Here is a 22193-nt window from a genome sequence, read left to right as displayed (position 1 = left end):
ACGATCTTGGCCTGGTAACCGTGATCGTCCAGCTCAGAAGCACCCTCTTCTCGTTGCCACACCGATCACCCGCTCAGGACCGGTGGATTCAGGCTCAGCGCACGTGCACGCCCGAGAGGGTGCGGGCGATGACCAGGCGCTGGATCTCGGAGGTGCCCTCGAAGATCGTGTAGATCTTCGCGTCGCGCGCCATCCGTTCGACCGGGTAGTCGCGCGTGTAGCCGTTCCCGCCCAGGATCTGCATCGCCTGCTCGGTCACCCGCACCGCCGTCTCCCCGGCGACCAGCTTGGACATCGAGCCCTCCGCGGCGGTGAACTGCCGGCCGTTGCGGGCCATCCACGCCGCCCGCCACACCAGCAGCCGGGCGGCGTCGATCCGCGTGCGCATGTCGGCGAGCTGGAAGGCGATCGCCTGGTTCTCGACGATCGGCCGCCCGAACTGCACCCGCTGCTTCGCGTAGTCCAGCGCGTAGTCGTAGGCGGCCCGCGCCACCCCGACCGCCTGCGCGCCGACGGCCGGCCGGGTGCGTTCGAAGGTGGCCATCGACGGCTGGGTGCGGCCGCTCTTCAGCCCCTCCCGGGCGCGGGCGAGCCGCTCCTCCAGCCGCTCGCGGCCGCCGAGCAGGCAGTCGCCGGGGATGCGGCACCCGTCGAGCACGACCTCGGCGGTGTGCGAGGCGCGGATGCCGTGCTTGAGGAACTTCTGCCCCTGGCTGAGGCCCGGGGTCCCGGGCGGGACGACGAAGCTGGCGTGCCCGCGGGCCTTGAGCTCGGGGTCGACGACGGCGGTGACCACGTGGATGTCGGCGATCCCGCCGTTGGTGGCCCACGTCTTGGTGCCGGTGAGCACCCACTCGTCGGCCGCCTCGTCGTAGACCGCCCGGGTGCGCATCGCCCCGACGTCGGAGCCGGCATCGGGCTCGCTGGAGCAGAACGCGGCCACCTTCGGCTCGGCCTCCGTGCCGAACATCGCCGGGATCCACCGCCCGACCTGCTCGTCGGTGCCGTTGGCCCGCACGCTCGCCGCGGCCAGCGTGGTCCCGACGATCGCCAGCCCGATCCCGGCGTCACCCCAGAAGAGCTCCTCCATGGTGAGCGGGATGCCGAGACCGGACTCGTCGAACCACTGGGTGGCGAAGAAGTCCAGCGAGTACAGGCCGATCTTCGCCGCCTCCTGGAGCACCTCCCACGGGAAGGCCTCCCGTTCGTCGTACCCGGCCGCGGCCGGGCGCACCACGTCGGCGGCGAACTGGTGCACCCACTTCTGCAGCTCGAGCTGGTCCTCGGTGAGGTCGAACGACACGGGCACGCGGGGCTCCTCGGCTCAGTGCGGGCGGATGGTGGCGACCAGGTGCTCGGTGCCGCTCCTCGCGTTGCGGACCGCGGCGTCCCAGCCGCCCTCGGCCGGCGCCGTCGACAGCGTGACCGTCGAGGGCAGGAACAGCGGCTTGCGGAAGGCCGCATCGACGGCGAACGCATCGGGCAGCCGGTTCTCCAGCGCCGCGAGCACCCGCGCCTTGACCCACATGCCGTGCGCGATCGCCCGCTTGAAGCCGAACGCCTTGGCGGTCAGGCCCGAGAGGTGGATCGGGTTCACGTCACCGGAGACCTTCGCGTAGCGGCGGCCGGCGTCGTCGGGCACCCGCCACGTGGCGACCGCGCGGTCGAGGTCGCCGACCGCGACCGTCACATCGGATTCCGGCGCCCCCTCCGGTGCCGTCGCGCCGCGCGCCAGGTACGTCGAGCGGGACCGCCACACCTCGGCACCCGCCGAGCGCACCGACGCGCACAGGTCGACCGTCGCCCCGCTGCGGTGCCGCGCGAACCGCTCGGCCCGGACCTCGAGGTCCAGCGCCTCGGTCGTGCCGATCGGCCGCAGCACGTCGATGCGGTTGCGCACGTGCACGAGCCCGGGCAGGGCGAGCGGGAACGCGCGGTCGCTCATCAGCGCGAGCTGCAGGGGGAAGGCGAGCACGTGCGGGTAGGTCGCGGGCAGCGTGTCGGCCAGCGGGAACCGGCAGACGCGCGCGTACCCGGCGAGCTCCGCCGGGTCGACGGTCACGCCGGTGCGCGCGAGCCGGGTGGCGGGCAGCTCCCCGCCCCGGCCGCGCGCGGTGAGCGCGGCCTTGGCGAACAGCGCCGCCATGTTCGGCGGCTGCTCCAGGACGGTGCGCCCTGCGGAGGTCCCGGCCACCTCAGGCCCCCAGCATCGACTGGCCGCAGACCCGCACCGTCTGGCCGTTGACCCCGGCGGCGGCCGGCTGCGACAGCCAGGCGATGGTCTCGGCGACGTCGACCGGCAGCCCGCCCTGCTGCAGCGAGTTGATCCGCGACCCGATCTCGCGGGTGCCGAAGGGCATCGTGGCGGTCATCTCGGTGACGATGAAGCCGGGTGCGACGGCGTTGATGGTGGCCCCGCGCGCCGCGAACCCCGGCGCCCAGGCGCGGACCATGCCGATGACGCCGGCCTTGCTGGCGGCGTAGTTGGTCTGGCCGCGGTTGCCGGCGATGCCCGACTGCGAGGAGACGCAGACGACCCGGGCGCCGTCCCGGAGCAGCCCGTCGGCGTCCAGCAGCGCCTGGGTGATGTCCAGCTGCGCCTGCAGGTTGACCGCCATGACGGTGTTCCACCGGGTGGCGTCCATGTTGACCAGCAGCTTGTCGCGGGTGATGCCGGCGTTGTGCACGACGACGTCGACACCGCCGTGCCGCTCGCGCAGGTGCTCGACCAGCCGCTGCGGGGCGTCGGCCGCGGTGATGTCCAGCTGCAGCGCCGTGCCGCCGATCCCGTTGGCCACCTCGGCCAGCTTGTCGCCGGCGGCGGGGACGTCGACGGCGACCACGTGGGCGCCGTCGCGGGCCAGCACCTGCGCGATGGCCGCGCCGATGCCGCGGGCCGCCCCCGTGACGACGGCGACCTTGCCGGCCAGCGGCGCCACCTCGTCGGGGTTCTCCGGGACGTCGGCCGCCGTGACGGTGAGCAACTGCCCGTCGACGTAGGCCGAGCGGCCGGAGAGGAAGAAGCGGAGCGGCCCGGCGAGCGAGGCCTCGGCTCCCTCGGGCACGAACAGGGCGTTCGCCGTCGACCCGTCCAGCAGCTCCTTGCCGATGGAGCGGACCAGCCCGTCCACCGCCTGGCGCGCCGCGGCCTGCGCCGGCGAGGTCGCCTCCGCGGGCGGGTCGGCGAGGACCAGCACCCGCCCGGAGGCGCGGAGCCGCTTGATCGCCGGTGCCAGGAAGTCGTGGGCGCCGGCCAGGTCGCCGGGGCCGGTGAGCCCGGTGGCGTCCAGGACCACCGCGGCCGGCTTCTCGCCGTCGGTCGCGCCGTCGGCGGTGACCGGCGACTGCACCGTCACCCCGGCGTCCCGGAGGACGGCGGTGACGGTGTCGCGGAGCCGCCCCGCACCCGCCGAGCCGACGACCACCGGGCCGGGCAGCAGCGGCTGCCCCGGCTCGTGGCGCCGCAGCTCGGCCGGGCGCGGCAGGCCCAGCTGCTTGGTGATCGTCGTGCCGAGGCCGGAGTTGGCGAAGGTCGTGTACCAGTCAGCCACTGGAGGGGCTCCTTCCGAGGTGGGCGTCATGCGCACATGACGCCGGGCAGCGACAGAACGCCGGGAGGGGTCAGGACTCGAGGATGGCGACGACGCCCTGACCGCCGGCGGCGCAGATGGAGATCAGCCCCCGCTTGCCCGGGCCCGCCTCGTGCAGCATCTTCGCCAGGCTGGCCACGATGCGCCCGCCGGTCGCGGCGAAGGGGTGCCCGGCCGCCAGGGACGAGCCGTTGACGTTGAGCCTGGCGCGGTCGATCGCGCCCAGCGGCGCGTCCAGGCCCAGCTTCCCCTTGCAGAACGCCTCGTCCTCCCAGGCCTTCATCGTCGCGAGGACCGTGGAGGCGAAGGCCTCGTGGATCTCGTAGAAGTCGAAGTCCTGCAGGGTGAGGCCGTTGCGGGCCAGCAGCACCGGCACCGCGTAGACCGGCGCCATGAGCAACCCCTCGCCGCCGTGCACGTAGTCGACGGCGGCGGTCTGCGCGTCCACCAGGTGCGCCAGCACCGGCAGGCCCTTGGCCCGCGCCCACTCGTCCGAGGCCAGCAGCACGGCCGACGCCCCGTCGGTGAGCGGCGTCGAGTTGCCCGCCGTCATCGTGGCGCCCTCGCCCGTGCCGAAGACCGGCTGGAGCTTCGCCAGCTTCTCGACGCTGGAGTCGGGGCGCAGGTTGTTGTCGCGCGCCAGGCCGAGGAACGGCGTCACCAGGTCGTCGAAGAAGCCGCGGTCGTAGGCGGCGGCCATGCGCTGGTGCGAGCGGGCGGCGAGCTCGTCCTGCTCCTCCCGGCCGATCCCCCACTCGGCCGCGGTGATCGCCGCGTGGTCACCCATGGCCAGGCCGGTGCGCGGCTCGGCGTTGCGCGGGATCTCCGGGGCGAGCATGCCCGGGCGGATCCGCGCCAGCGCCCTGAGCCTGTCCTGCACCGTCTTCGCGCTGTTCAGCGAGATGAGGGTGCGGCGGAGGTCGTCACCCACGGCGAGCGGGGCGTCGGAGGTGGTGTCGACGCCGCCGGCGATGCCGGCCTCGATCTGCCCCAGCGCGATCTTGTTCGCGACGAGGACCGCCGCCTCGAGCCCCGTGCCGCAGGCCTGCTGCACGTCGTAGGCCGGGGTCGTCGGCGCCAGCTTCGAGCCCAGCACCGCCTCGCGGGTGAGGTTGAAGTCCCGCGCGTGCTTGAGGACGGCGCCGGCGACGACCTCCCCCACCGACTCGCCCTGCAGCCCGAAGCGGGCTACCAGCCCGTCGAGGGTCGCGGTGAGCATGTCCTGGTTCGACGCCTGGGCGTAGGCGGTGCCGGACCGCGCGAACGGGATCCGGTTGCCGCCGACGATCGCCGCCCGGCGCGTCGTGCTCTCAGCCATGGGGACCTCCGATGTGGGGGATGGGTGGCCGGTACCGACAGTACCCGGTACCGTCGGTGCCGTGAAACTCGAGGCGATGGGCCCGTCCGCCGAGGCGGCTGCCCCGGCCGGGCGCCGGGGCGCGGCCGGCGGGAGCGTCCAGGGGCGCGCCGAGCACCGGTCCGGGTCGACCGCTGCTCCCGCGGGCGCGCCCCGCGACCGCCGCGACTCCCGGTGGGACGAGCACCGCCGGGAGCGCCGGGCCGCTCTGGTGGAGGCGGCGGTCGTCGCCGTCGGCCGGCACGGCGCGGGCGTGGGCATGGACGAGATCGCCGCGGTCGCCGGAACCAGCAAGACCGTCGTCTACCGCCACTTCGCCGACCGCGGCGACCTGCACGCCGCCGTCTGCACCCGGGTCGCCGAGCAGCTGGTGCCGACGCTGCGCGCCGCGATGACCAGCTCCGACCAGCCGCGCGACATGCTCGGCGCCGCCATCGAGGCCTACCTGGCCTTCCTGGAGGCCGACCCCGAGCTCTACCGCTTCGTCGTGCACCCCCCACCGGGGGCGGCCGACTCCGACGACCCGATCACCGGCCTCTCCGACCTCGTCGGCGAGCAGGCGGCCGCGATCCTGGCCCCTGCCCTCGGCCGGGCCGGCCGCGACCCGGTCGCCGCCGCGCCCTGGGGCCACGCCGTCGTCGGGCTGGTCCGCGCCGCCGCCGACTGGTGGCTGCGCGCCGGGCGGCCCATGCCGCGCCGCGACCTCGCCGCGCACCTCACCGATCTCGCCTGGGCCGGGCTCTCCGGCGTGGTGACCCCCGCATCCCCCGAGGAGGACCTGTGACGAGCACCCTGCCCCCCGCGGTCGACCCCGCCCGCCTGCAGGAGGCGCTCGACGGCCGCTGGGCGCACGTGCGCCGCGACGCCCGCGAGAACCTGCACGACCCGGAGATGCTGCCGGTCTACGGCGAGTCGATGGCCGAGGCGCGGGACCGGGTGACCCGCATGACGGCGAAGCTGGCCGAGTCCGGCCGCGTCACGCTGGGCTTCCCCAAGGAGTTCGGCGGCGAGGCCGACGCCGGCGGGTCGGTCACCTCGATCGAGATGCTGGCGTTCGTCGACCTCTCGCTCATGGTCAAGGCCGGCGTCCAGTGGGGTCTGTTCGGCGGCGCCGTGCAGCTGCTCGGCACGCGCCGGCACCACGAGGCCTACCTGCCCGGCATCATGAGCTTCGACCTGCCCGGCTGCTTCGCCATGACCGAGACCGGGCACGGCTCCGACGTCCAGCAGCTGCGCACCACCTGCACGTACGACCCGGCGACGCAGACCTTCGACCTGCACACCCCGCACGAGGCCGCGCGCAAGGACTACATCGGCAACGCCGCGAAGGACGGCCGGATGGCGGTCGTCTTCGCCCAGCTCGTCACGCAGGGGAAGAACCACGGCGTGCACGCGTGGCTGGTGCCGATCCGCGACGAGGACGGCGAGCCGATGCCGGGCGTCACCATCGGCGACGACGGCCCGAAGGCCGGCCTGCTCGGCGTCGACAACGGCCGGCTCGCCTTCGACCACGTCAGCGTGCCGCGCGACATGCTGCTCGACCGCTACGGCCAGGTCGCCGAGGACGGCACCTACACCTCGAGCATCGAGAACGAGACCCGGCGCTTCTTCACCATGCTGGGCACGCTCGTGCGCGGCCGGGTCAGCGTCGGCGGCTCCGCGGCGTCGGCCACCAAGCTGGCGCTGGACATCGCCGTCCGGTACGGCAACACCCGCCGGCAGTTCGCCGCCCCCGGCGAGGAGCGCGAGATCGTCATCAACGACTACCTCGTGCACCAGCGCAAGCTCCTCCCGGCGCTGGCGAAGACCTACGCATTGGCCTTCGCCCAGAGCGAGCTGGTCAGCACGATGCACGACATCCAGACGGCGGTGCACGAGCACGGCGAGGAGATCGACGAGACGGCCCAGCGGGAGCTGGAGTCCCGCGCCGCCGGGCTGAAGGCGGCCCAGACGTGGCACGCCACCAGCACCATCCAGATGTGCCGCGAGGCCTGCGGCGGTGCGGGCTACCTGCAGGAGAACCGGCTGCCGCACCTCAAGGCCGACACCGACGTCTTCACCACCTTCGAGGGCGACAACACCGTCCTGCTGCAGCTGGTGGCCAAGGGGCTGCTCACCGGGTACCGCGACGCCTTCGGCTCGCTCGACGGCTGGGGCCGGGTCGGCTTCGTCGCCGACATGGTGCGCGAGACGGTGCTGGAGCGGACGGCGGCCCGCGCGCTCATCCAGCGGCTGGTCGACGCCGTCCCCGGCCGGGACGACGAGGTGCCGATGCTCGACCGCGGCTGGCAGCTGAAGATGCTGGAGTTCCGCGAGAAGCACACGCTGGAGGGGGCGATCCGGCGGCTGCGGAACAACTCGACGCGCGAGGGCATGGCGCCCTTCGACGTCTTCAACGACGTCCAGGACCACGTCCTCAAGACGGCACGGACGCACATCGACCGGATCGTGCTCGAGGCGTTCGTGGACGCCGTCGACCGCACGGCCGACCCCGCGGCGAAGGCGCTCCTCGACACCGTCTGCGACCTGTACGCGCTGACCACCATCGAGGAGGACAAGGGCTGGTTCCTCGAGCACGGGCAGCTCACGCCGTCACGCGCCAAGACGCTGACGTCCACGGTGAACGGCCTGCTCAAGGAGCTGCGCCCGCACATGACCACGCTGGTGGAGGGGTTCGCCATCCCGGCCGGGTGGAAGGCCGCGGCGATCCTGGACGAGGAGCCGGGCCGGCAGGAGGCGATGGCCGCCCGCGACGCCGAGCTGCGGGCGGAGAACGGCGCGCGCACCCCCGCGGGCACCGCGACCGCCGTGGACGTCCCGCCGGGCCAGTAGGCGGACCCCCGGTCCTCGCGGGCTCGGGGCCGGGCCGTGCCGTTCCGGCACAGTAGGGCTCTGCCCCGCCCGTGTGGGCAGAGCGCTACTGCGCGGGGACCTCGTGCCGGCTCGCCGGGACGGCCCGGCACCGGGGCGTCCCGGCCGGCGTCAGGCCTCGGGCCGCAGCCGGACGGCGAGCATGGCGACGTCGTCCTCGGCGTCGGGCCGGATCATCTTCCGCAGGACCCGGTCGCACAGCTCGTCGAGGGGGAACCCCCCGCACTCGCCGAGCACCTCCAGCAGCTCCTCGGTGCCCGCGTCGATGTCGCGGTCGCGTCGCTCCACCAGCCCGTCGGTGTACAGCAGCACCGTCGAGCCCGGCGCCAGGACGGCGACGTGGTCCTCCCGCTCCGTCTCCGGCGCCACGCCCAGCAGCAGGTCGGCCTGCTTGCCGTCGAGGAGGACCACGCTGCCGTCGGAGGCGAGCAGCACCGGCGGCGGGTGCCCGGCGTTGGCCCAGCGCAGCCGCATCCGCCCGGCCTCGTCGCCGGGCTCGGGCTCGAGCTGGGCGACCAGCGCCGTCGCCATCGTGTTCAGCGCCAGGCCCTGCACGGCGCGGTCCAGCTCGGTGAGCACCTCCGCCGGGGAGCCGCCGCTGGAGTAGCTGATCCCCCGCAGCAGCCCGCGGACCTGGCCCATCGCCGCCGCCGCCCGGGTGTCGTGGCCGACGACGTCGCCGATCGCGAGCACCGTCGTGCCGCCGCGCTGCTGGAAGGCGTCGTACCAGTCGCCGCCGATCTCGGCGCCCTCCGCGGCCGGCACGTACCGGACGACGATCTCGCTGTGCTCCGGCTGCGGCGGCTCGGTGAGCATGCTGCGCTGCAGCGCATCGGCCAGGTCGCGCTGCTGCTCGTACAGCCGGGCCTGGTGCAGGGCCAGCCCCGCCCGCCGGCCGATCTCGACGGCGGTGTCCACCTCCGCCTCACCCAGCGGGCCGCGGTGCTCGCCGGTGAACAGCCCGAGGGCGCCCAGCGCCTGCCCGCGGGCCACGAGCGGCACCACGACCGCCGAGGCCGCCCCCAGCCGCGCGAAGAGCTCCCGGGTGCCGGCATCGGGCAGCGCCCGCGTCACGTCGTCGTAGTCGATCCTGGGCAGCACCACGGCCTGACCGGTGGCCGTGACCCGCCGCGCGGCGGACTCCTCGGTCATGTCGGCGACCATCGCCCGCACGTAGGTCTGGACCTCCTCGCGGCGCGCGGGGTCCCGGTGGCCGCTGGCCACCCCGTGCAGGCGCCCGGCCTCGTCGGTGACGACGATCCAGCACCAGTCGGCGAGCTCGGGCAGCACCAGCGAGGCCAGCCGGCCGATCTGCTGGTCGATGTCGAGCGTGCCGGAGAGCACCCGGCCGGCGTCCGCGAGCAGCCGCAGGCGCTGGTTGGCCTGCGCCATCGCCGCGACCGCCGCGCCGCGCTCGGCCTCGGACTGCAGCCGGGAGACGCTCAGGGCGATCTGGGCGGCGAGCGCCTCCAGCACCTCGACGTCGTCCCCGGTGAAGTCGTGCTCGTCGGTCCAGACGGCGAGGAACGCGCCGAGCAGCCGCCCCTCGACGCGCAGCGGGATGGTGGCCAGCGCCCGCAGCCCGAGCAGCTCGATCACGGGCTCCAGCGCCGGGAAGCGGGCCACCGCGTCGGTGGCGTCGTCCAGCAGGATCCGGCGCCCGTGCCGGGCGGCGTGCTGGGCCGGCAGCGCGTCGTCCATCGGCAGGACGACGCCCTCCAGCAGCCCGGCGTCCGGAGCGCTCGCCTGCACCGTGGCCACCAGGTTGCCGGTCATGCGCAGCCGCAGCGGGCCACCACCGGAGTCGAAGACGGCCAGCGCGCTGGAGTCCGCCCCCAGCACCTGGGCCCCGCGCAGCGCGATGTCGGCGAGCTGGTCGAGGCGCGCGGCGTTGGCGAGCTCGGCCGCCACCTCGGCGATGGCCGCGGCCCGCTGCACCGCGGTCAGCCTGCGCTGGGCCTGCCCACGGGCCTCGGTGATGTCCACGGCCGTGCCGAGCACCCGGGCCGGCGCGCCGGTCGCGTCCGCCACCACCCGGCCGCGGCCCAGCACCCAGCGGGTGGCGCCGTCCTCGCGCGGCACCCGGAACTCCACGGTGTAGTCGCCGCGCTCCTCGACCGCGACGCGCATCGCCTCGGCGACGGCGGCGTGGTCGTCGGGGTGGACGTGGGAGCTCAGGACGTCGTCCAGCGAGTCGAACTCCGCGGCCGAGTCGAGGCCGAACAGCGCGGCGCACCGGTCGTCCCAGTGCACGGTGCCGGTGCGCAGATCGCGCTCCCAGATGCCCACGGAGCTGGCCTCCAGCGCCACCTCCAGCCAGGCCCGCGAGGTGCCGACCGCCGACTGCGCCGCGGAGAGCTCCAGCTCGGCGACGACGGAGGTGGCCAGCTGCTCCAGGAGCTCGGCGGCGTCCCCGGACCAGGTCCGCGGTGCGACGTCGTAGACGGCCAGCGCCCCGACCACCTGCCCCGAGGCGGCCATGAGCGGGGCACCCAGGTAAGCACCGACCTGGCCGGAGACGACGGCGGGCAGGTGTGCGACCCGCTCGTCCTCGGCGGCGGCGGGGACCTTCAGCGGCCGGCCCTGGCGCACCGTGATGGCCGAGAGCGCGCCGGTGGCCAGCGCCGGGCCGCCCACCACACCGGCAGGCAGCCCGTACCCGCCGACCACGACGTCGTGATCGGTGAAGAGCGTGACCTTGGCGTGCCCGACGTCCAGGAGCCGCGCGGCCAGCGCCGACAACCGGTCGAAGGCGGCCGGCCCCGGCACCTCGAGCAGCAGCCGGCGGGCCGCGGCCACCCGCAACGGGTCGGTGAGGGGATCCTCGCCGCACCAGCCGCCGGGAACGGCGGCGCCTGTCGTGGCCACGCACCCTCCGCCCGGCTCGCCGCCCCCTGACCGGGGGCGTCCCCGCACATGCTGGCACGCCGGGCCGCCGGTCCGGGACCGGCATCCCGCGGGAGCGGGCGCGGAGCACCCCCCGCGCGGGTGAGCGGGCACCGGCCGGGTCAAGCTCCGGCTCGCACCGGTCGATCCCCAGGCCATGCTGGGCATCCGCACGAGCGCTCCGCCGGACTGCCGGCCGCTGCTGGCCGACGCCGACGACCTCACCCTGGTGTTCCAGCCGATCGTCGACCTCGCGACCGCCACGATCGCCGGGTACGAGGCCCTGTCCCGCTTCCCCGGCGCCACGGGACCCGACGTCTGGTTCGCCGCCGCGGCGGAGGCGGGGCTCGCCGCCGAGCTGGAGGCGCTGGCGATCCACAAGGCGCTCGCCGCGGTCGACCACCTTCCCGACAGCACCTTCCTGACCGTGAACGTCAGCCCCCACCTGCTCGGCGCCGAGGTCATCGAGCGCGCCTTCGCCACCCGCCCCGACCTGCACCGCGTCGTGGTCGAGCTGACCGAGCACACGCCGGTCGACGACCTGTCCGCGCTGCGCCGGCAGACCGACGCCCTGCGGCAGCGCGGGGCGCTGGTCGCCGTCGACGACGCCGGCAGCGGCTACTCCGGGCTGCAGCAGCTCGCCGCCGTCCGGCCGCAGCTGGTGAAGCTCGACCGGGCGCTCGTCTCCGACGTCGACGGCGATCCCGTCCGCATGGCGCTCGTGGAGATGATCGGGGAGTTCGCCGGCCGCATCGACGCCTGGCTGCTCGCCGAGGGTGTGGAGACGCCCGCTGAGCTCGCCGCCTTCACCCGCCTCGGCGTGCCCCTGGCCCAGGGCTGGCTGCTCGGCCGCCCGGCGCCGGAGTTCCGGCCGCTGGACCCCGACGTCGTCCGGCTCGTGCGGGCCCACGCCGCCCGTGCGCGGCTGACCGAGAGCGTCGCCAGCCTGGTGCGCCCGGTGCGCCAGTGCGTGCCGGGTGAGGAGCCCGCCACGCCCCCCGCCGTCCTGGTGGGACCGCACGGCGAGCCCACCGCGCTGCTGCTGTGTGACGCCCGGACCGGCGAGGTGCACACCGCCCCGGTCTCGCTGCGCGTGCACCCCTCGACCGGTGTCGAGGACGCCCTGCGCCGGGCGCTCACCCGCCCCCCGGCGCACCGCTTCGACCCCGTCGTCTGCACCGACCCGGCCGGCCACGTGCTCGGGCTGCTGCGGATCGAGGACCTGGCGTCCCCCGCCCGGGGCGACCGCTGACCCACCCAGAGGAGAGACCATCGTGAAGCGCTTCGCCTGCGGCGACATCATCCCCGGCTGCAGCTCCGTGTTCACCGCCTCCGACGAGGACGGCATCTTCGCCCAGGCGGTGCCGCACGGCGCCGCCCGGCACGGCATCGACGAGGTGGGCCCGGAGCTCGCCGCGACGGTGCGCGCCCACATCCGCGACGCCTGAGGGGCGCGCGCCGGGGGCGTGACGGCTGTGATCAGCGGGTCAGCTGCGGGTTTCCCGGCACCCCCCACTGGCCAGACCTCCAGGCGGCATGACACCGTGCCCCCGGCCCGGGATCCCCGCGATACCGGGTCCCGCACCCCGCCAGGCGCGGGTGCGGGAACCCCGGTGGCGCTCCGCGCGTCCGGGTGGACAAGCCGGCTGCGTGCCGAGGACACGGCACCGCCACCCCCTACGGAAAGGTTGCTCCATGAACAAGGCCGAACTGGTCTCCGCCATCGCCAAGCGCGCCGACGTCCCGGCCTCGACCGTCGACTCGGTCCTCGCCGGCCTGCAGGACGAGCTGGTCGACGCCATCACCCGTGGCGAGAAGGTCGCCGTCTCCGGGCTGATCACCGTCGAGCGCACCCAGCGTTCCGCCCGCACCGGCCGCAACCCGCAGACCGGTGAGTCGATCGACATCCCCGCGGCCAACACCGTCAAGGTGACCGCCGGCTCGAACCTGAAGAAGGCCGCGAGCTCCGTCCCGGTCTGATCCGGCCGCAGCCCGCAGCCGGGCCGGCGCCTCGACCCCGTGTGCCCGGGCTCACAAGCACGTGAGCCAGGATGCCGGTCGAGGCGTCGCCCGGCGGCGGGCGACCCCGGCGACCGGAGGTGGGCGTGAGCGACGACCTGAAGGTGGGCACCGACCCGGCCGAGGTGGGGATGGATCCCGCCCGGCTGGCCCGCATCGACGACCGGCTGACCCGCTACGTCGACGACGGCCAGCTCCCCGGGTTCCTGGTGACGGTGGCCCGCCACGGGCGCCTGGTGCACGTCGGCCACGGGGGCTTCCGCGACGTCGAGGCGGGGCTGCCGGTGGAGACCGGGACCCGCTGGCGCATCTTCTCGATGACCAAGCCGATCACCTCCGTCGCGGCGATGATGCTGTACGAGGAGGGGGCCTTCCAGCTCACCGACCCGATCGCCCGCTGGCTGCCCGAGTTCGCCGAGACCCGCGTCTACGTGGCCGGGTCGGCGATGAAGCCGGTGACCAGCCCGCAGGTGGAGCCGATCCGGGTGCAGCACCTGCTCACCCACACCTCGGGGCTGACCTACGGCTTCCACCACGCCCACCCCGTGGACGCCATGTACCGGGCCATGGGCCACGAGTGGGGCACCCCGCCCGGCGCGGACTCCGCCGAGGCCTGCCGGCAGTGGGCCTCGGTGCCGCTGGTCTTCCAGCCCGGCAGCGAGTGGAACTACGGCGTCTCCACCGACGTGCTCGGCCGGCTGGTCGAGGTCGTCTCCGGGCAGCCCCTCGACGAGTTCTTCGAGCAGCGCATCTTCGCGCCGCTGGGGATGCGCGACACCTCCTTCGGGCTGCGTGACGACGACGACGTCGCCTCCCTCGCCCGCCTCTACGGCGCCGTCCCGGGGCAGCCCGGGGGCGCCGCGACCGGTTACGCGCCGCTGGACGCGATGGGGCAGGCGGCCCACCGCAAGCCCGCGTTCCTGTCCGGCGGCGGCGGGCTGGTCTCCACGGCGGGTGACTACCTGCGGTTCGTGGAGATGCTGCGCCGCGGTGGCTCCTACGACGGCGGGCGGATCCTGGGCCCGCGCACCCTCGCGCACATGGTGGCCAACCACCTCCCCGGCAACCAGGACCTGGAGACCTTCGGGCGGCCGCTGTTCGCCGAGACCCCGCTGCGGGGTGTGGGCTTCGGCCTCGGGTTCTCGATGGTCATCGACCCGGTGCGCTACGGCGTCGTCTCGTCGGCCGGCGACTACAGCTGGGGCGGGGCGGCGTCGACGGCGTTCTACGTGGACCCGGTCGAGGACGTCACCGTCAGCTTCTACACGCAGCTGCTGCCCTCCAGCACGCTGCCGATCCGCAACTACCTGCGCCAGCTGGTGAACCAGGCGATCGTCACCTGAGCCCGGCGTCTTGTGCACTAACCGCCGCTCGGACGCCACCCGCGAGCGGGACCGCGGCGGTTAGTGCACAAAACGCCCAGGGGCTTCAGAGGTAGCGGCGGTAGACGACGGTGGCCACCATCGCCGGCTTGCTGCCGCCCTCGACCTCCACGGTGACGGCCAGGTTCATCTGGATGCCGCCCTCGAACGGCGTCGCCGCCTCCAGCGCGGCCCCGGCCCGCACCCGCGCGCCCACCGGCACCGGCGAGGGGAAGCGCACCTTCTCCGTGCCGTAGTTGACGCCCATGCGGAACCCGGTGATGTCGACGATCTGCGGCATCAGGGCCGGCAGCAGCGACAGCGTCAGGTAGCCGTGCGCGATCGGCCCGCCGAACGGGCTCTCCTTCTTCGCCCGCTCCGGGTCGACGTGGATCCACTGGTGGTCACCGGTCGCCTCGGCGAACTGGTTGACCTGCTCCTGCGTGATCGTCACCCAGTCGCTGTGGCCCAGGTGCTGCCCGACCAGGCCCTGGACCCCCTCGACGCCGTCGGCCGTCGTCTGCGCCATCTGTCTGCCTCCTCGTGGACGGTCTGGTTGGCTGACTCCACCACACACCACGATGGGACGGGGAGCGGGTTGCTGCGACTGGGAGCCCTCGACGTGCCCGACGGCGCGTTCGCGGTCATGGCGATCGTCAACCGCACCCCCGACTCCTTCTACGACCGCGGCGCCACCTACGAGCTGGCCGCGGCCCTGGAGCGGGTGGACCGGGTGGTGGCCGAGGGCGCGGACATCGTCGACGTCGGCGGGGTGAAGGCCGCGCCCGGCGAGGAGGTCTCCCCCGCCGAGGAGGTGCGCCGGACCGTCGACCTGGTCGCGGCCATCCGCGCGGCGCACCCGCGGCTGCCCATCTCCATCGACACCTGGCGGGCCGAGGTCGCGCGCGAGGCGCTCGCGGCCGGCGCCGACGTCGTCAACGACGCCTGGGGCGGGGTCGACCCGGAGCTGGCGGCGGTCGCGGCCGAGGCGGGCGCGGGGATCGTCTGCACCCACGCCGGCGGGCTGCCGCCGCGCACCCGGCCGCACCGGATCGCCTACGACGACGTCGTCGCCGACATCGTGACGCGGACGACGGCGCTCGCCGAGGCCGCCGTGGCCGCGGGCGTCGACCGCGAGCGGGTGCTGGTGGACCCGGGGCACGACTTCGGCAAGAACACCCGGCACTCGCTGGAGGCGACCCGGCGGCTCGGTGAGCTGGTGGGCACCGGCTGGCCGGTGCTGGTGGCGCTGTCGAACAAGGACTTCGTCGGCGAGACCCTCGACGTCCCGCTGGGCGAGCGGCTCACCGGCACGCTGGCGGCGACGGCGGTGAGCGCCTGGCTCGGCGCCCGGGTGTTCCGCGCCCACGACGTCAGCCCGACCCGGCAGACGCTGGACATGGTGGCCTCGATCCAGGGCACCCGACCGCCCGTGCGCACCGTCCGCGGCCTCGCCTGAAGCCCGCTGATGATCAGGTGACCTGATCGTTCCAGGTCCTGGCTCACGGTCGGCGGTGAGCCAGGACCCTGCACGGTGAGCCAGGACGGCGATCGGGGCCGCGGCGCGGCCGGCGCCGGCCGTCGCTAAGTTGCCGACCATGTCCGCCACCGGGTTCCTGACCGCCGACGAGCTCAACGCGCTGCTGCCGGGCACCCTGCCGGGGCTGCTCGGCATCGTCGTCGACACCCACGAGCCCGGCCGGCTCACCAGCCACCTCGACGTGCGGCCGGAGCTGCTCGCGCCCAACGGGTACCTGCACGCCGGCACCGTCGTCACCCTGGCCGACACCAGCTGCGGGCTGCCGACGCGCGCGCTGCTGCCCGAGGGGTCCAGCGGGTTCACCACGATCGAGCTCAAGAGCAACCACCTGAGCACCGCGCGCGAGGGGCGGCTCTCCTGCGAGGCCACCAACGTGCACGCCGGGCGCACCACCCAGGTGTGGGACGCCGTCGTCCGCAACGCCGCGACCGGGAAGACGATCGCGCTCTTCCGCTGCACCCAGTCGGTCCTCTGGCCCCGGTGACCGGGTGAACCCGCCGGTAACCCCCTTGTGAGCGGCGACACCGCGGGTGTGAGACTGGCGCCACACACCATGCGAGGAGGAACACCCGTGGCGCTGTCGAGCCCGTATCCCGACGTCGAGATCCCGAACCTCTCCGTCCCCGAGTTCGTCCTGGCGGCCGGCCGCGAGAAGCCCGATTCACCGGCGCTCATCGACGGCCTCAAGGGCGACGTGATCACGCACGGCCAGCTGGCCCAGTACGTCGACCGGGTCGCGGCCAACCTGCACGCCCGCGGCCTGCGCAAGGGCGACGTCGTCGCCGTCTTCTGCCCCAACACCCCGTGGTTCCCGGTGGTCTTCCACGGCATCGCGGCCGCCGGCTGCGTGATGAGCCCGATCAACTCGCTCTACACGCCCGACGAGATCGCCTTCCAGCTCAAGGACTCCGGCGCGAAGATCCTGATCACCATCGGGCTGTTCCTGGACCGCGCGACGGCGGCCGCGGAGAAGTCCCCGGTCGACGAGATCATCGTGCTCGACGGCGCCGAGGGGCACGCCAACCTGTTCGACCTGCTCGGCGCCGACGCGCCGTCGGTCCAGGTGGACATCGACCCGGCCAACGACCTGGTCACGCTCCCCTACTCCAGCGGCACCACCGGCCTGCCCAAGGGCGTCATGCTCACCCACCGCAACCTGGTGGCGAACGTGGCCCAGTGCCTGCCGCTGCTGAAGACCGGCTCGGACGAGCGGATCATCGCCGTCCTGCCGTTCTTCCACATCTACGGCCTGACCGTGCTGATGAACCAGGGCCTGGCCCTCGGCGGCGCGGTGGTGACCCTCCCGCGGTTCGAGCTCGAGGACTTCCTGCGCACCATCCAGGACCACAAGATCACCCGGGCGTTCGTGGCGCCGCCCATCCTGCTGGCCCTGGCCAAGCACCCGCTGGTCGACCAGTACGACCTCAGCTCGCTGAACTCGATCCTCTCCGGCGCCGCGCCGCTGGACGAGCAGCTGGCGCTGGCCGCCCAGGAGCGGCTGCGCAAGGGCGCCGACGCCGGCGTCACGGTGGGCCAGGGCTACGGCATGACCGAGCTCTCCCCCGTCTCGCACACCACCCCCGACGCGGACGCCCAGCCGCCGGGCGTCTCCATCGACGTGCCCAAGGGCTCCGTCGGCTTCGCCATCCCGAACACCGAGTGCAGGCTGGTCGACCCGGGCACCGGCGAGGACGCCGCGCCCGGCGAGCGGGGTGAGCTGTGGGTCCGCGGGCCGCAGGTGATGAAGGGGTACCTGAACAACCCCGACGCCACCGCCGCCACCCTGGACAGCGAGGGCTGGCTGCACACCGGCGACGTCGCGATCGTCGACGAGAACGGCTGCTACACGGTCGTCGACCGGGTCAAGGAGCTGATCAAGTACAAGGGCTACCAGGTGGCCCCGGCCGAGCTCGAGGCCGTGCTGATCAACCACCCGGAGATCGCCGACGCCGCCGTCATCGGCGTGCCCGAGAAGGAGAGCGGCGAGGAGCTGCCCAAGGCGTTCGTCGTCCGCGCGCCCGGCTCGGAGATCACCGAGGACGCCGTCATGGCCTACATGGCCGAGAAGGTGGCCCCGCACAAGAAGATCCGCTTCGTCGAGTTCATCGAGCAGGTCCCGAAGTCGGCGGCCGGCAAGATCCTGCGCAAGGACCTCAAGGCCCGCGCCTGACCGACGACGACGGCGCCGCGTCCCCCCGGGGGCGCGGCGCCGTCGCGCGTCCGGGGCGGTGACCTGGGGAGGGCCTTAGGGTCGGGGCATGCGTGCGGTGACGATCACGGAGCCCGGCGGTCCCGAGGTGCTGACCTGGGCGGAGGTGCCCGATCCGGTCTGCGGCCCCGGCGAGGTGGTCGTCGACGTCGTCGCCACGGCGGTGAACCGGGCCGACCTCCTGCAGCGGCAGGGCAACTACTCACCCCCGCCCGGGGCGACCCAGGTCCTCGGCCTGGAGTGCAGCGGCATCATCAGCGAGCTCGGCGAGGGCGTGACCGGCTGGAAGGTCGGCGACGAGGTGTGCGCGCTGCTCGCCGGCGGCGGCTACGCCGAGCGGGTCGCCGTCCCGGCGCCGCAGCTGCTGCCCCGGCCCTCGGGCGTGGAGCTGGCGACCGCCGCGGCGCTGCCCGAGGTCACCTGCACCGTCTGGTCCAACGTGTTCATGCTCGCCGGCCTCCGCCGTGGCGACACGTTCCTGGTGCACGGCGGCGCCAGCGGCATCGGCACGATGGCGATCCAGCTCGCCGCCCGCGCCGGGGCCCGGGTGCTCACCACGGCGGGGACGGCGACCAAGCTCGACGTCTGCCGCGAGCTCGGCGCCGACGTGGGCATCAACTACCGCGACGAGGACTTCGTCGAGCGGGTGCGGGAGGCGACCGACGGCCGCGGGGTCGACGTCGTCCTGGACAACATGGGCGCCGCGTACCTGGCCCGCAACGTCGACGCGCTCGCCGTCGGCGGCCGGCTGGTGGTGATCGGCATGCAGGGCGGCCGCAAGGCGGAGCTGGACCTGGGCAAGCTGCTGGCCAAGCGCGCCTCGGTGCACGCCACCGCGCTGCGGTCGCGCCCCGTGGAGGGCCCCGGCGGCAAGGCGGAGATCGTGGCAGCGGTGCGGCACGACGTGTGGCCCGACGTCGAGCGCGGCACCATCCGGCCGATCGTCGACCGGCGGCTGCCGATGTCGCGGGCGGCCGAGGCGCACCAGGTCGTGGAGGCCAGCGAGCACGTCGGCAAGGTCCTGCTCGTCACCGGCGACTGAGAGACGCCCGGCCCCACCACTCGCAGGCTCGTGGCGGGCCCCCGCAGGGGACCCTCAGCGGGAGCGGAGCGCGGCGACGGCGTCGATGATCCGGCCGACCTCGTCCGCGGTGTTGTAGTGCATCAGCCCCAGGCGCACCGCTCCCCCGCCCTCGTTCACCCCGAGGGCGTCGAAGAGCTCGCGGGCGTAGAAGTCGCCGTCCCACGCGCAGATGCCGGCCCGCGCGAGCTCGGCGGCCACCTGGCGGGGGCGCATGCCGGCGACGGTGAACGACAGCGTGGGCGTGCACCGCTCGGGCTCGCCGATCACCTGCACGTGCCGCATCGCGCGCAGCGCCTGGTCCAGCCAGTCGAACAGGTCCCCCTCGTGCCGGGCGACGGCGGCCATCGACACCCGCAGCCGGTCGCGGCGGCTGCCGGCGGCGTCCCCGCACAGACCCGCCAGGTGGTCGACGGCGGCGCTCACGCCCGCGTAGAGCTCGAACGGCGGCGTCCCGGTCTCGAAGCGGTCGGGCACCCGGTCCGGCGCGGGCAGCAGCTTGTCCGGCTGCAGGTAGCCCAGCAGGTCGGGGTCGGCGACCACCGCGGCGACGTGCGGGCCGCACCACTTGTAGGCCGACACCGCCAAAAGATCGGCCCCCAGGGATGCCTTGTCCACGAACACGTGCGGCGCGGCGTGCACGGCGTCGACGTAGACCAGCGCGCCGACGGCGTGGGCCTGCGCGGCGATGCCGGCGACGTCGGGACGGGTGCCCAGGGCGTTGCTGGCCGCCGTGACCGCCACGAGCCGGGTGCGCCGGTTGAGCAGGTCGGCGTACTGCCAGGCCGGCAGCTCGCCGGTCTCGATGTCCACCTCCGCCCACCGCACCCGCGCGCCGGCGGTGGCGGCCAGCTGCAGCCAGGGCCGGATGTTGGCGTCGTGGTCCAGCCGGCTGAGCACGATCTCGTCACCCGGGCGCCAGGTGCGGGCCAGCGCCCGGGCCATGCGGTAGGTGAGCGCCGTCGTGCTGGGGCCCAGCACGACGCCCCCGGGCCGGCCGCCCACCAGGTCGGCCACGGCCGCGCGCGCCCCGGCGACCAGCGCCTCGGCCCGCCCGGACGCCGGGAAGACCCCGCCGCGGTCCGCGACCGGCATGCGCAGCGCGGACCCCACCGCGTGCGCCACGTTCTCGGGCACGAGCGAGCCGGCCGGGCCGTCGGCGTGCACGTAGCCGTCGGAGAGCGCCGGGAAGAGGCCGCGCACCTGCGCGACGTCCAGCCGGCCCCCCGATGACATGGGCCGCACCCTAGTTCGTGCGGCCGGACGGCCCGGCGCCGTCCCGGTGCCCGGCGGAGCGTCGGGGCCACCGGGCAGGATGGGCCCATGACTGCACCGCAGAACGGCAACGAGCGCCCCCAGCAGGTCGTCGTGGTCGGCCCCGACGGGCGTCCGGTCGGCGCCGTCCCGATGCCCCCGGGTGCCGACGACGACGGCGACGGCGCCCCCGGTGTCGGCGAGCTGGTCGAGCAGCCCGCGAAGGTCATGCGGATCGGCACGATGATCAAGCAGCTCCTGGAGGAGGTCCGCGCCGCACCCCTGGACGACGCCAGCCGCAACCGCCTGCGCGACATCCACGCCTCGTCCATCCGCGAGCTGGAGCAGGGCCTGGCCCCCGAGCTGCGCGAGGAGCTGGAGCGCATCACGCTGCCCTTCAGCGAGGGCGAGACGCCGTCGGACGCCGAGCTGCGGATCGCCCAGGCACAGCTGGTGGGCTGGCTGGAGGGCGTCTTCCACGGCATCCAGACGGCGCTGTTCGCCCAGCAGATGGCCGCCCGCGCGCAGCTGGAGGAGATGCGCCGCAAGGCCCTCCCGGGCGGCTCGCAGCCGGCCCCCGGCCCGCACCCCCACCCCGGCGGCGGCCAGTACCTCTGACCGCCCGCGGCCGGGATCAGGTGACCTGATCGTCGGTGATCGTGGCCCGACGTCAGACGCGGAAGCGGGCCACCGCGTCCTGCAGCTCGCCGCTCATCCGGGCCAGCTCGGCCGCGGCCCGCTGGGCGTCCTCGACCCGCTGGTTGGTCTCCTGCGTCCCCGCCGCCAGGCCCGAGATCGCCGCCGCGATGTCCTGCGACCCGCTCGCGGCCTCGGCCACGTTGCGGTTCATCTCGTTCGTCGTCGCCGTCTGCTCCTCGACCGCCGCGGCGATCGTCGCCTGGAAGTCGTTGATCTCCCCGATGACCTGGCTGATCCGCCCGATCGCATCCACCGCGCCGGCGGTGTCGGCCTGGATCGCCTCCACCCGCTGCGAGATGTCCTCGGTCGCCCGCGCCGTCTCCTGGGCGAGCTCCTTGACCTCCGAGGCGACGACGGCGAAGCCCTTGCCCGCCTCACCGGCCCGCGCCGCCTCGATGGTGGCGTTGAGCGCCAGCAGGTTGGTCTGCTCGGCGATGCCGTTGATCAGCTTGATCACCGTGGCGATCTCCTGCGACGAGTCGCCCAGCTTGCCCACCGTGCGGGTCGTGGTCTCCGCGACGCCCACGGCCTGACCGGCCACCCGCGCCGCCTCGGTCGCGTTGTGCGCGATCTCCCGGATCGCCGACTCCATCTGCGAGGAGCCCGTGGCCACCGTGTCCACGCTGGAAGCCACCGCGCCCGCCGAGGTCACCACCTCGTCGGCCTGACCGGCGGCGAGGCGGGCGTTCTCCCGCATCCCCTCGGCGGCGGAGTTCAGCTGGGACGACGCGCCCGCCAGGCGGGTGGATGAGTCGCTGACGAGCACGAGCACGTTGCCGATCGAGTCCAGCGTCTCGTCCAGGGAGGCGGCCATCTCACCGAGTTCGGCACCGCCGGTGCGGCCGGCGCGCACGGTCAGGTCACCGGCGGCGACCTGGCCCAGCACCTCGCGGATCCGCTGCACGGGGCGGGTCACCCCGCGGGCGACGACGAAGGCCAGCACCACGGAGACGACCAGGCCCACGGCGATGATCAGGAGGGTGAGGGTCCGGGCGGTCTCGTAGGCGTCCGTCGCCTCGGCCGCGGTCGCGCGGGCGGTGACGGCGGCCGCGTCGGTGGCCTCGACCAGCGACTCGGCGATGACCACCTCGTTGTCGTTCATCGTCTTGAGCAGCGGGGGCATCGCGGCCGGGTTGGTGGCGCTCACCGTCTGCAGCTCACCGAGCGCCGCCAGGTAGGCCTGGGTCGCGCCCGCGAAGGTCTCGAACGCCGCGCGCGTCGGCGCGTCCAGCGGCATCTCCGCGACCGCGGCGGTGTCCGCGGCCAGGACCTCCGTCGCCTCCACCGTGCCGCGCTGCGCCTTGGCGATCGTCTCGGGCGGGAGGG

Annotated in this window: 19 protein-coding genes; 11 read left to right on the top strand and 8 right to left on the bottom strand. The window is 74.4% G+C overall.

The window, feature by feature from the left end:
* Positions 1-94: 94 nt before the first annotated feature.
* The 4 genes from E9565_RS23350 to E9565_RS16925 form a co-directional block, all read right to left on the bottom strand.
* Positions 95-1309 (bottom strand): acyl-CoA dehydrogenase family protein, encoded by a 1215-nt coding sequence (locus E9565_RS23350; RefSeq protein ID WP_236827867.1) that lies wholly within the window; start codon positions 1307-1309, stop codon positions 95-97.
* Between the two features lie 15 nt (positions 1310-1324).
* A complete protein-coding gene (locus E9565_RS16935; protein WP_236827866.1) occupies positions 1325-2194 on the bottom strand; it encodes a MaoC/PaaZ C-terminal domain-containing protein in 870 nt (289 codons plus the stop codon).
* Position 2195: 1 nt separating this feature from the next.
* Complete coding sequence (locus tag E9565_RS16930; RefSeq protein WP_236827865.1) at positions 2196-3551, bottom strand: 3-oxoacyl-ACP reductase; 1356 nt, start codon at positions 3549-3551, stop codon at positions 2196-2198.
* Positions 3552-3621: 70 nt separating this feature from the next.
* Positions 3622-4908 carry an acetyl-CoA C-acetyltransferase gene (locus tag E9565_RS16925; protein ID WP_236827864.1) on the bottom strand — a complete coding sequence of 429 codons (1287 nt, stop codon included), beginning with the start codon at positions 4906-4908 and terminating at the stop codon, positions 3622-3624.
* Between the two features lie 61 nt (positions 4909-4969).
* Here E9565_RS16925 and E9565_RS16920 point away from each other — a divergent pair, with 61 nt between their 5' ends.
* Both E9565_RS16920 and E9565_RS16915 read left to right on the top strand, forming a co-directional pair.
* Positions 4970-5731: a TetR family transcriptional regulator gene (locus E9565_RS16920; protein ID WP_236835993.1), complete on the top strand. Its 762-nt coding sequence runs from the start codon at positions 4970-4972 to the stop codon at positions 5729-5731.
* Entirely contained in the window at positions 5728-7779 is a 2052-nt protein-coding gene (locus tag E9565_RS16915; RefSeq protein WP_236827862.1) for an acyl-CoA dehydrogenase, read from the top strand. Before E9565_RS16920 ends, E9565_RS16915 begins: the two co-directional genes overlap by 4 nt.
* A gap of 150 nt (positions 7780-7929) precedes the next feature.
* Here E9565_RS16915 and E9565_RS16910 read toward each other — a convergent pair whose 3' ends face one another.
* The gene (locus tag E9565_RS16910; protein WP_236827861.1) at positions 7930-10686 is read right to left on the bottom strand and encodes a SpoIIE family protein phosphatase; all 2757 of its coding nucleotides are present in this window, start codon (positions 10684-10686) and stop codon (positions 7930-7932) included.
* Positions 10687-10861: 175 nt separating this feature from the next.
* Here E9565_RS16910 and E9565_RS16905 point away from each other — a divergent pair, with 175 nt between their 5' ends.
* The 4 genes from E9565_RS16905 to E9565_RS16890 all read left to right on the top strand — a co-directional run bounded on the left by E9565_RS16905 (position 10862) and on the right by E9565_RS16890 (position 14066).
* Positions 10862-11956: an EAL domain-containing protein gene (locus E9565_RS16905; RefSeq protein ID WP_236827860.1), complete on the top strand. Its 1095-nt coding sequence runs from the start codon at positions 10862-10864 to the stop codon at positions 11954-11956.
* A 22-nt stretch (positions 11957-11978) separates the two neighbouring features.
* A complete protein-coding gene (locus E9565_RS16900; RefSeq protein ID WP_236835990.1) occupies positions 11979-12152 on the top strand; it encodes a DUF1059 domain-containing protein in 174 nt (57 codons plus the stop codon).
* 247 nt (positions 12153-12399) lie between these two features.
* A complete protein-coding gene (locus E9565_RS16895; RefSeq protein ID WP_091932307.1) occupies positions 12400-12684 on the top strand; it encodes an HU family DNA-binding protein in 285 nt (94 codons plus the stop codon).
* 125 nt (positions 12685-12809) lie between these two features.
* Positions 12810-14066 carry a serine hydrolase gene (locus E9565_RS16890; RefSeq protein ID WP_236827858.1) on the top strand — a complete coding sequence of 419 codons (1257 nt, stop codon included), beginning with the start codon at positions 12810-12812 and terminating at the stop codon, positions 14064-14066.
* An 85-nt stretch (positions 14067-14151) separates the two neighbouring features.
* Here E9565_RS16890 and E9565_RS16885 read toward each other — a convergent pair whose 3' ends face one another.
* Positions 14152-14613, bottom strand: coding sequence for a MaoC family dehydratase (locus E9565_RS16885; protein WP_236827857.1), 462 nt, complete (start codon positions 14611-14613; stop codon positions 14152-14154).
* Positions 14614-14682: 69 nt separating this feature from the next.
* Here E9565_RS16885 and folP point away from each other — a divergent pair, with 69 nt between their 5' ends.
* From folP to E9565_RS16865, 4 genes are all read left to right on the top strand, one after another.
* Positions 14683-15543 carry a dihydropteroate synthase gene (gene folP, locus E9565_RS16880; RefSeq protein ID WP_236835989.1) on the top strand — a complete coding sequence of 287 codons (861 nt, stop codon included), beginning with the start codon at positions 14683-14685 and terminating at the stop codon, positions 15541-15543.
* Between the two features lie 139 nt (positions 15544-15682).
* On the top strand, positions 15683-16108 hold the full coding sequence (locus E9565_RS16875) for a PaaI family thioesterase (RefSeq protein ID WP_236827855.1): 426 nt from the start codon (positions 15683-15685) through the stop codon (positions 16106-16108).
* Between the two features lie 87 nt (positions 16109-16195).
* A complete protein-coding gene (locus E9565_RS16870) occupies positions 16196-17794 on the top strand; it encodes a 4-coumarate--CoA ligase family protein (protein WP_236835987.1) in 1599 nt (532 codons plus the stop codon).
* An 88-nt stretch (positions 17795-17882) separates the two neighbouring features.
* Entirely contained in the window at positions 17883-18875 is a 993-nt protein-coding gene (locus E9565_RS16865) for an NAD(P)H-quinone oxidoreductase (RefSeq protein WP_236827853.1), read from the top strand.
* A gap of 54 nt (positions 18876-18929) precedes the next feature.
* Here the strand turns inward: E9565_RS16865 and E9565_RS16860 are convergent, their stop codons facing one another.
* The gene (locus tag E9565_RS16860) at positions 18930-20150 is read right to left on the bottom strand and encodes a cysteine desulfurase-like protein (RefSeq protein ID WP_236835985.1); all 1221 of its coding nucleotides are present in this window, start codon (positions 20148-20150) and stop codon (positions 18930-18932) included.
* 87 nt (positions 20151-20237) lie between these two features.
* Here E9565_RS16860 and E9565_RS16855 point away from each other — a divergent pair, with 87 nt between their 5' ends.
* On the top strand, positions 20238-20786 hold the full coding sequence (locus E9565_RS16855; protein ID WP_236827851.1) for a bacterial proteasome activator family protein: 549 nt from the start codon (positions 20238-20240) through the stop codon (positions 20784-20786).
* A gap of 52 nt (positions 20787-20838) precedes the next feature.
* Here the strand turns inward: E9565_RS16855 and E9565_RS16850 are convergent.
* The coding region (locus tag E9565_RS16850; RefSeq protein ID WP_236835983.1) for a methyl-accepting chemotaxis protein at positions 20839-22193 on the bottom strand (1355 nt) is incomplete at its 5' end.

Source organism: Blastococcus sp. KM273129, assembly GCF_021698995.1.
GTDB lineage: Bacteria > Actinomycetota > Actinomycetes > Mycobacteriales > Geodermatophilaceae > Blastococcus.
This window is presented reverse-complemented; position numbering and strand designations above follow the sequence as displayed.